The following is a 9,967-nucleotide window of genomic DNA, read 5'->3' as shown; positions in this document are numbered from 1 at the left end:
AGCGAGAAAAGTAATTCCCGACTTCATGAAGGGAATAGAGGGATTGCCGTTTATTCCTGTAGTTTTAGGACTGTGGACTAAAATTACTAACGTAGATGTATAACATTGACTACTTTTGGGTAGCTTTGTCCATGTTTTTACGAGCGGTTATGGGTGAGGCAGTGGCAGTTCGGGCGATCGCTGCTATCCGTCTTCGGGTATCGCCTGTCTGTGTCCGGAAACAAGGAAAGCAGCCGCAGAATTGGAGAGCGCTTGCAGTCAACAGAAGCGGGCATTTGATGCGGAAGTACCGCCTAACCTATCATCAGAAAAATGGGTAGAAACCCCGTCCTTATAAAACGGATTTACAAAAATATACAAAACAAATCGATTGCCTTACAAAAGACCTGATACTATGTGAAGATGGAAAAAGCCTACCGCTACCGATTCTACCCAACCACCGAGCAAGAAAATATCTTGCGACGGACAATGGGTTGCACTCGGTTAGTGTACAACAAGGCTTTAGCCGCTCGCACGGAAGCCTGGTATGAGCGTCAAGAGAGGGTTGGATACAAAGAAACCTCCTCAATGCTAACAAATTGGAAACAAGAAGAAGAGCTTGATTTCCTGAACGAAGTTAGTTGTGTACCCCTTCAACAAGGACTTAGACACCTTCAAACAGCTTTTACCAACTTCTTTGGAGGACGAGCTAAATATCCTAATTTCAAGAAAAAGCACAGCGGCGGTAGCGCTGAATTTACTAGATCAGCTTTCCGTTGGAAAAATGGCCAACTGTTTCTCGCAAAGTGTAACGATCCGTTACCTATTCGCTGGAGCCAGCAAATTCCCGAAGGGTGCATCCCGTCTACTGTTACCGTAAAACTAACACCCGCTGGACGTTGGTATGTCTCCATACTCGTAAATGACTATACGATTAAACCGCTTCCTAAAACCGATAAAACTATCGGATTGGATGTAGGGATCGCTAGCCTGATTACCACCAGTAATGGCGACAAGATTGCTAATCCCAAACAATTCAAAAAACTTCGCAAAAAATTAAAAAGAAAGCAAAAAGCCCTAGCCAAAAAGCAAAAAGGAAGTAACAATCGATACAAGGCACAGTTGGAAGTGGCTAGAGTCCACTCACAAATAGTCGATATTCGCAAAGACTTCTTGCACAAGCTGACAACTCAAATTATTCGTGAAAACCAAACGATTGTAGTTGAGGATTTAGCTATCAAGAATATGGTGAAAAACCATAAATTAGCTCTTGCTATTAGTGACGCTAGTTGGGGTGAGTTGATTCGCCAACTAAGTTACAAGTGCGAGTGGTATGGGCGAGAGTTTGTAAAAATAGACCGCTGGTTTCCTAGTTCTAAACGCTGTGGAAACTGCGGTCACATTGTTGAAAAATTGCCGTTGAATGTTCGAGAATGGGAATGTCCTAAGTGTGGGATAAACCACGATCGCGATATTAACGCTGCAAAAAATATTTTGGCGGCTGGGCTAGCCGTTGCAGTCTGTGGAGCGACCGTAAGACCCGAACAGAGCAAGTCTGTTAGGGCGGGTGCTATGAAGCAGAAACCCGATCGGTGACGATTGGGAATCCCCGCTCATAAGAGGACGGGGTGGATGTCAAGGCAATAGAAGTCAACCGAAGGCAAAAGCAAAAGGTTAATTCAAAGTTGTCAGCAAATATTAGTCAATTATTGACGGACTCACATTCAGATTATTCTATCTATTGGCATAGCTGCCGCCTGACTTCAATCTTTTTTCAATAAAGTTTCTACTTAGCCGCATTCCCAGAGGTTCCGCCCTTGAATTCTCAGAAGTACAAAATTCAAGCACTGATTGCTGAGATTGATGAGGTACTCAGCAAGCCCGCACCCCGCTTGCCTTGGACGGGTTCGATCGATACTGTCCACCAGCGCCAACTTTTAGAGCGAGTTCGCACTTATCTGGTTTCCTCAGAGTCAAAGGTAGCTGCCCGCAAGGGGCCCGCCAGCCCAACTGTCCGCCCGGAACCAGTTCCAGTACCCAAAATGCCCCCGAGGATCGATCGCCCCTCAGCAACAGAGCAAATTATGCTTGCCGTCACTGAGGAAATCACCAACCTGCGATCGGGTTTGACGGGGCCGCTCCAAGAAGAAATAGTAGCTCTGCGACAAGAGCAACAAGCCCTCATTCAAGAAATCAAACAGCTAGAAGCAAAACGGCAGCAACAACAATCCCTAGCTCAGCAACAAGCAAACCAACAGCAAATCATTTCTGAATTCTTGCAGGTACTGACGGGGCGCTTGGAAGAAACCTTGGATCGCGATTTATCCCAAATTTTTGGTAGCCTAGAAAATCAATTATTACCAAGCACTGCTGCACAATCGCAGCAATCGGCTTTAAGCGCACAAACCTCAGAAGAACTCCCGCTGCTAACACCGGCTCAGAGATTGGAGCAAATGCAACGGTTCCAAGCTAGTGCTGACAGTCTGCTGATGAGGCTCGATTCTACGATGGGTATCGTGTTCGAGGCTTTGGAAGCAAATCTGCAAAGCTATCAAGCTTCCTTGTCCCAAGGACTTGAAAATATGCATGGTTTGAGCCAGCAGAGCGAGGCAATGTTCGCGACTTTTGTTAATCACTTGGTCGCACAGTTGGGACGAGAAGCCTCTTCCTACGTGCAGCAGCCGATCGCCCTGGCAAATGTCCAAACAGGTTCCCCAACCGCATCCGATCGCTCTGTTGCTACTGGCGGCTTCTCAAATACCAAGATCCACTCATCAGCCGATGCCGAAAGTGAAGAGCGCAGTGGCGAACTCCCAGAACAAGACAGATTGCCCTACGCCGGGACAGAAATTTCTTCGCAATTCGGAAAGTTGAGGCGCGATCGCGATCGCATTGAAACTCCTCTCTCGCTCCCGGATTTGGAAGATAATTTGTTCGGTTCTTCACCGGAAATCCCTCCACAGCCAACTCGCTTTTCGGGTGCTGATTCGGAAAATTTCTTAGCAGAAAATGACGAAAATGTTGAGGATTTGTACGCTAGTTTGTTCGCGGGAGAAACAGTCGCAGAACTAGAATTAGAACTGGAAGATTTCACGATCGAAAATACGGAAAGTGCTGCCGCGACAGAAGCGGTACTATCTCCATCAGTGGCAGAGCGTGAAACTACAGAACCCCTAAATTCTGCGGAAGATTTGTTTGCAAATCTACTGGATGAAGGCGAATCGCTGGAAGATGTTCTAGCAGATGAAGATTCAGAATTTGCAATCGGTAATTCTGTAGAGGCTCTAACTTTAGATACTGAAGATTTATTTGAACCGCAAGTTACAACAGTAGCTGAAGTTTCAGCACCGTCAGCCTTAAGTTCGATCGAGCCTCAACTTGAGTTGGACGATCGAGAAAATCTAGAAATGGCTCAAAACCTAGGCGAGCATTTCGACACTGCTGCTGTGCCGGGGCCGCGTCCTGAGCAGGGGCCCCCGACTGCGAGCGCGGGCGATCGAATTAGCTCGAACCAACCCAGGAACACCCGTGTACCCAGTGCCCGTGATGTTCAAACTGGAGATTTTGGAAGCTCGTCCCAAGGGCTCAACGATGTTTACATCCAAGCTTCGCCGGAGGAGGATTTGCTGCCGGTTGAGGCATTAGAAGATGACCTGGATCGAGCTCTCAAGTTGGATGTGAGTACGATGGAACTGTTGGAGGCAGACCTCTACAATCTCGAGGGTTCGGATAATAATGCTCCAAGGCGATCGACTTCAAGTGCTTCTAACAACTTGGATTTATTGGGGAGTTCCCCTGACGACGGTGCAGACAATCCCTTTGCGGAAGCGGCGGAGGAAGAACTCGGATCGCTGGAGGATTTGTTCTCCGATGAGTTGGAACTTTCATCTGAAGATGAACCCTTTGTTTTGGAGGATGAACTTGAGGATGATTTGTTTGCTGGTGAAGATGAATCGAATTTGACGCTAGACGAGATTTTGGCGAGTTTGAAGGATACCGATCCAGAAGTGGCCCAAACTCCGGAAACCGAGGAACTGCCGTCAAATCCTCCAAAAAGTCAAAAAAAAAACCTAATTTCCAGACAGAGTAAAGCCGGGGTTGTTGAGGAGATAACCGAATCTAGAGAGTTTGCTGTTGGGCAGCAGCAAGAGTCAGCGCTACATTCTGTTCCAGGTGCGATCGCCCCTTCATCCTCTCAATCCCAAAAACGCCCGAATTCTCTCTGGTATTTGGGCCTTGATTTTGGTTCCAGCGGGCTGTCGGCGGCTTTGCTCGATCGCGCCAGCGGCCAGTTGCACCCAATTTACTGGGAAACAGCCCAGGCTGAGGTTTCCGCAGCCAGCGCGAGCTTTCGGATTCCCTCAGTCGCGGCGATCGAGGAAACAGCCCCAACCGCCACCAGCGGCCCGCAGGTGACAGTCAAGTCAGTGGGATCCCCGCAGTTGGATTTGCGTGCGGGAGAATTTTTATTGCAAAATTTTAAATTGCCTTTAAAGGTGGGCATTCCTTATCAGCGGGCAACTGGTGGGATGTACGAACCGCTGTTGCAGTGGTCATCCGATCTGGCTGTGTCGATCGCCCTACCGCTGCACGCTGTGCGGGCGCTGCTGGCTACTTTGAATCGAAAGCACCAGGGGAAAAAATTTCGCACATCGCCGGAAGTTTTGGATTCTGCCAGCCCGGAGGCGAATTCTGCTCTATTGCCAATTTCCCATTTAATCTGTAAAGCTTCGGGACTGACGCCAGAAATTCTGGATGCGGCGCTGCAAGACTTGCAGGGCGTGATTTTGGGGACTCCAGCAAGCTGGTCTCAGGCCTATGGGTTTAACCTGCGGGAGGCTGTTTTGGGCGCGGATCTGGTGGCTTCGGGCGCGCAAATTTTTGTGGTTCCCGATGCGATCGCCACTTTGGTTGCTGCTGTAACTCCTATAAAAAATGCCACAGGAGTGCAATCTGCGGCAATGGATACTATTGAAAGCTCCCTTGCAGAAGCTGCACCGCTAACTGTCAATGCTTCCTCTTTTAGCGGGGGAACTTTGATTGTGAATGCGGGGGCTGCCACGGTGGAATTAGCTGTAGTTGAGTTGCAGGAAAATCTTCAAAATTTAACTCGTGCTGATTTTACTTGCCAAAGTTTTGATGCGGCTGGCAATGCTTTCGATCAAGATATTATTTGTCAGTTGTTGGCTAAGAATGAAACTTGGGGAATGTCGATCGATTTGCCGCGTCCAGGGCATCCAGATTTGCCGAGTCGCTATCAATTGCAGCAGCGGTTGCAAGGTTCAGATTTTGGTCTGCAATTGTTAGAGGCTGCAAGGCATTTGAAAGTTATTTTGCAACATCAAGAAAGTTGTGTTTTTGATATTGACCAGCAGCATTGGGATGTGAAGCGTCGAGATTTGGAAAGTTTAGTTTTAGTGCCTTTTGTACAGCAGTTGAATCGTGAATTGAATGCTTTGCTCAGCCGTGCGGGAATGTCGCCTGCCCGAATCAATCAGGCGATTTGTACTGGGGGCATGGGTGGTTGGCCTGCGATCGCCCGCTGGTTGCGGCAAAAGCTGCCGAATGCGATCGTGGTTCAAGATCGCGAATTGGAGAGCGATCGAGATATTTCGGAAATTTACAATTTCGCCTCAAATTCCGTATTTCAAAGCACAAACTCTTCAAAAAAAAGCGGTCAAGTTGCCTGCGGGTTGGCAAGTTTAGCTCTCTATCCTCAAATTTTGGATGTGCGACAGCAACAGTACAGCGACTTTTTTCTGCTGTGGGAATTAATGCAGGTTTTGGGTAAGAAAACTCTGAGCTTTGAGGAAATTTTGCAGTTGCTCGAACGCCAGGGCGTGAACACCCGCACCTGCGAGCCCCGAATTCTGGGGATTTTGGAAGGAAGATTGCCGGCGGGGCTTTTGCCAGAGGAGGAAGATTTCATGCTGCTAGCCGAGGAGTCGAGGCAAAATCCGGATTGGCAAGCAATTTTGGCGGAGCCGCTTTTCTTTGAAGATGTTTCGCGGGGTTATCGTTTGAATGTGGAACACGCCTCTGTTGTTCGCGAATATTTAGGCAAACTTGCCTCTAGCAGCCAGCAAAAATTGTTGGAGCCACTAACAATTGCTTGGGATATTCCCACGGATATCGATCGTTCAACAGTTGACAGTTGACAGTTGACCGAAGGAGAGCGAACTCTACCCTTAAGTCCGAGGATTGGAGTAATGAATAGTCTGATTTTAATTTCTCTCTCGAAGGCGGGCGGGCTTTCAACCGATTCTTTCTGGTAAACTGCAAAAAACCGGTTTTCTGAGGCGAATTATCCCTTTCTTCCCGAATATTGCTTATAAAAACCGGGTTTGTGGCGCTCAAAAACTCACTTTTTTTGTTGAATCTAGTTAATTTTACCTAAAATTTATACATTTTTAAAATAAATACACACAAACTTTATAAAAGAGTAGCAGCTTTTTAAAGATTGTGCAAAGCCCTGGAGTTCCTCTTCTCGCGATCGGGAGAGTCTCATAAGATAGACGTGAGATCATCTTGTTAAATCTTGAGACTAATCAGATGAAATTTGTGATGGGTGCTTCTAAATTATCAGTGTTATCAGAAATGCTTTCGTTATTTATTCCGAAACCTACTTACAGAGTTTGTGTATCAAAACAGCCACTTCACCGATCCGTAACAAGTAAGGTCAAGCGGTCGATCGATATTTTGGGCTCGTTGTTAGGACTGGCAATTGCTGTGGCGTTAGCCGTGCCGGTAGCGCTAGTGATGCTTTTGGACAGTCGGGGCCCGCTGCTGTACAGTCAGGTTCGCTGTGGCTTCAAAGGACGGCATTTCAGAATCTGGAAATTTCGATCGATGGTTGTAGGTGCAGAAAATCTCAAACACCTAGTTACCAACCAAGCCAAGGGTCACATTTTCAAGAATGATAATGACCCGCGAATTACCCCCATCGGTCGCTTTTTGCGGTGCACGAGCTTGGACGAGTTGCCTCAATTCTGGAACGTGCTAGTCGGGGACATGAGTTTGGTGGGAACTCGACCGCCAACTCCCGATGAGGTCGCAGGCTACGAGGACTTTCACTGGCAGCGTTTAAATGTCAAACCCGGTCTGACTGGGGAGTGGCAAGTCAACGGACGCTCTGGAGTTAAAGACTTTGACGATATTGTGCACATGGATCTAGACTATCAGCGCAAGTGGTCTGTTGTCTACGACATCAGCCTGATTTGCAAAACTATTTGGGTTGTATTGAATAAACACGGTGCGTGTTAATTGATTTAGTCGATCGGTTGTTTTGGGTTGTTTTTTGTGAGCTTCGATTAGATGAATATTAAGTTAAAAGCTGTTTTGCTCAAAGTTAAACAGCTACCAAAAAATGCTAAATTAAGGGCAAGCTTTTTACAAGCTTGCCCTTAATTTTTTTCTATTCCTTTATCTTTCTTATTTCGGTCAACTGTCAACTATAGCAATCCTAAACGATTCATGAAGAGTTGTAGGGGTAGCGCCCCCGTGCCTACCCCTTATCTATGGAGGCAACCGGGTTATTCAAGAACCTACAAAAATTATGCAAATGATGCGAGGATTGCTATATATCAACTGTCAACTGTCATAAGAGGGCAGGCACGGGGGCACTGCCCCTACAACTCTCCCAGATCCACTGTCATATCGTTTCCGGTTGTATCGGTCGGAATGATTTAACCACAGAGAGCGCAGAGGGCGCAGAGAGAAAAGATAGAGATAAATATATGACAATGCAATCGGATTTGATCAACTGTCAACTGTCAACTGTCAACTGTCAACTGTCAACTGTCAACTGTCAACTGTCAACTGTCAACTGTCAACTATTAACTGTCTTATGAATTTGCCTAATTTGATTACTTTTTCTCGCTTATTGGGAGTGCCGTTTCTGCTCTACGGTTTGTACGACCCAAGCGCGCAAAGCCGTTGGATTTGTACCGCGATTTTTGTGGTAGCGGCGGCTACTGATTGGCTGGACGGGTATTTGGCTAGAAAGCTGAACCAAATTACCGATTTGGGTAAGTTTCTCGACCCTTTGGTGGATAAATTGTTGGTACTCGCACCGCTTTTAGTATTGATTGAGTTGGGTAAAGTCCCGGCTTGGGCAGTGTTTTTAATTTTGGGGCGGGAGTTGACAATTGCGGGGTGGCGTGTTAATAAAACTACGATTTCGGGAGCTAATATTTGGGGCAAGTTGAAGACGGTGAGTCAGATTGTGGCGATCGCACTTTTAATCGCTCCCCTCTCCGAAGACTGGAACGTTCCGGCATTAATTGCGTTTTGGGTTTCTGTGGGTTTAACTTTAATTTCTGGCGCTATCTATCTCTGGCCGTCCAAGACTGCTGAGGAAAAGTAAGGATGAGCAAGTTATTGGTTTGAATACAAATTGGATATTCTAGCTAGCTAAGGTCGCAACGGGCGATCGAACTTTGCTGGAATGTACACAAAAACGTTTTTGACGAAGAATTCTGGATGCACTAATCTGCTATACAAGCACTTTGTGGTATGGCAAATTGCCATGCTTGAGATCGCACATTCCGCACCCGCTTAGGAATAGGCTCACACAGTATAATTACTGAGAATAATCCATCCTTACAGTAATAAATTATGCCTTTAAAAAAGTTTTTCATTACTTAACACGCGGTATAAAAGTATAATTTATAGCTTAATAGCTCTATAAAAACAAGTAAAAACCGAGGGCGCCCAATGTGGGAAGAGCCAATCTGTGGCGTTCTTGCGTCCATAATTGACCCAAAAATATCCTGGATTGCGATCGCCACAATTGAAACAGTAGTTGACTAGACTGGAATTGTATCTGCGGTTAACATATCAGTCAACCGCAGATGTAAGGCAGATCGACGCAGATGAACGCAGATCGTTCAAAGAAAAGCGAGCTAATGAATGCCATGCAAGTCTATTGAATGTTGGTGCGTCCATAACTGCTATTAATAGCGCTGCTAGGAAATACTCTATTGCAAATTAGCAAAAATAATGAACTTAGGAATTCGGGCTAAATTGTTGGCTAGCTTTGGAGCTTTGACGGCTTTACTCGCAGTAGTCGGATTTGTGGGTTGGCGGAATACTGTTGAATTAGCACAAGATGCGGAGAAAATGTACGCATATCAAGTTAAGGGGACGGTGGCTCTAGCCAACTCAGAGTCAGCTTTGTGGAAGCTGCGTTACGGCTTCCCACAGTTTCTAGTTTTACCATCCAAGCGATCGGACATTTTGACCGAAGAGCCACAATTATACAAAATAATTGACGATAACCTGCGAGAATATGCCAAAGGCGAACTCACCGCAGAAGAGCAAGTTGCTTTCCATAAGCTGCAAGATGCTTATCACAGGTATATTGCGGCCAGACCTAAGTGGTTTGAGTTGCAGCAAGCAGGTAAACTTAAGGAAGCAGCAGAGTATCGCGCAGCTACGACAACTCCTTTTGGTGCCGAAACAGTTGAGGCTTTTTCAGAACTAATCCAACTCCAGCGAAAAGTTGGCGAAACAAAACATCAGGAAATTGAAGCCAATATTCAGGGTTTGACAGTTTTGCTAGTCTGTACTCTGAGTTTTGCTTTGTTGTCCGCAGTAATCTTGACTGCGATCGTCAGCCGCGATATTGTTAACCCCATAGTGCAATCTGTCAAGAAGATTGCTTCTTCTTCCATGGAAATTACTGCCGCAGTCGAGCGACAAGAATACACGATATCTCAGCAAGCTAATGCTGTGAATCAAACTACTGCGACGATGAACGAGTTAAGTGTTGCATCGTCTTTGTCGGCCAAGCAAGCAGAAGCATCGGCAGTCTCGTCGCATCAAGCACTAACCCTAGCTGAGTCTGGAAATCAATCTGTAGAAAAGACGATGAAGGGAATAGTAACTCCTGTCGGGGTGACAAGTCGCCTATAACGCTGATAGAATAAGGCTCATAGCTCTTATGCCTTGTTGATAATTAGGCAGTTTATGTGGAGATAAAGACATT

General features: G+C 46.3%; 5 protein-coding genes. All 5 read left to right on the top strand.

Annotation, left to right across the window (positions count from 1 at the left end; all coding sequences use genetic code 11):
• Positions 1-402 precede the first annotated feature (402 nt).
• The 5 genes from JGK20_RS31085 (at position 403) to JGK20_RS31065 (ending at position 9,894) form a co-directional block, all read left to right on the top strand.
• On the top strand, positions 403-1,575 hold the full coding sequence (locus tag JGK20_RS31085; protein ID WP_293191469.1) for an RNA-guided endonuclease TnpB family protein: 1,173 nt from the start codon (positions 403-405) through the stop codon (positions 1,573-1,575).
• 221 nt (positions 1,576-1,796) lie between these two features.
• Positions 1,797-6,137: a hypothetical protein gene (locus JGK20_RS31080; RefSeq protein WP_293233357.1), complete on the top strand. Its 4,341-nt coding sequence runs from the start codon at positions 1,797-1,799 to the stop codon at positions 6,135-6,137.
• A 394-nt stretch (positions 6,138-6,531) separates the two neighbouring features.
• The gene (locus JGK20_RS31075; RefSeq protein ID WP_293191465.1) at positions 6,532-7,242 is read left to right on the top strand and encodes a sugar transferase; all 711 of its coding nucleotides are present in this window, start codon (positions 6,532-6,534) and stop codon (positions 7,240-7,242) included.
• Between the two features lie 583 nt (positions 7,243-7,825).
• Positions 7,826-8,344 carry a CDP-diacylglycerol--glycerol-3-phosphate 3-phosphatidyltransferase gene (gene pgsA, locus JGK20_RS31070; RefSeq protein WP_293185762.1) on the top strand — a complete coding sequence of 173 codons (519 nt, stop codon included), beginning with the start codon at positions 7,826-7,828 and terminating at the stop codon, positions 8,342-8,344.
• A 635-nt stretch (positions 8,345-8,979) separates the two neighbouring features.
• On the top strand, positions 8,980-9,894 hold the full coding sequence (locus JGK20_RS31065) for a methyl-accepting chemotaxis protein (protein ID WP_293233355.1): 915 nt from the start codon (positions 8,980-8,982) through the stop codon (positions 9,892-9,894).
• The last annotated feature ends 73 nt before the right edge of the window (positions 9,895-9,967 follow it).

Origin of the sequence: Microcoleus sp. PH2017_05_CCC_O_A, assembly GCF_020738785.1 — a bacterium.
GTDB lineage: Bacteria > Cyanobacteriota > Cyanobacteriia > Cyanobacteriales > Microcoleaceae > Microcoleus.
Note: the sequence above shows the minus strand (reverse complement) of the source record. Positions and strands in the feature narration are given on the sequence as shown.

Excerpts from the sequence above, each read along its gene's own strand:
- JGK20_RS31085 (WP_293191469.1), top strand. The coding sequence starts at position 403 with ATGGAAAAAGCCTACCGCTACCGATTCTACCCAACCACCGAGCAAGAA.
- JGK20_RS31075 (WP_293191465.1), top strand. The coding sequence starts at position 6,532 with ATGAAATTTGTGATGGGTGCTTCTAAATTATCAGTGTTATCAGAAATG.
- JGK20_RS31065 (WP_293233355.1), top strand. The coding sequence starts at position 8,980 with ATGAACTTAGGAATTCGGGCTAAATTGTTGGCTAGCTTTGGAGCTTTG.
- pgsA (WP_293185762.1), top strand. The coding sequence starts at position 7,826 with ATGAATTTGCCTAATTTGATTACTTTTTCTCGCTTATTGGGAGTGCCG.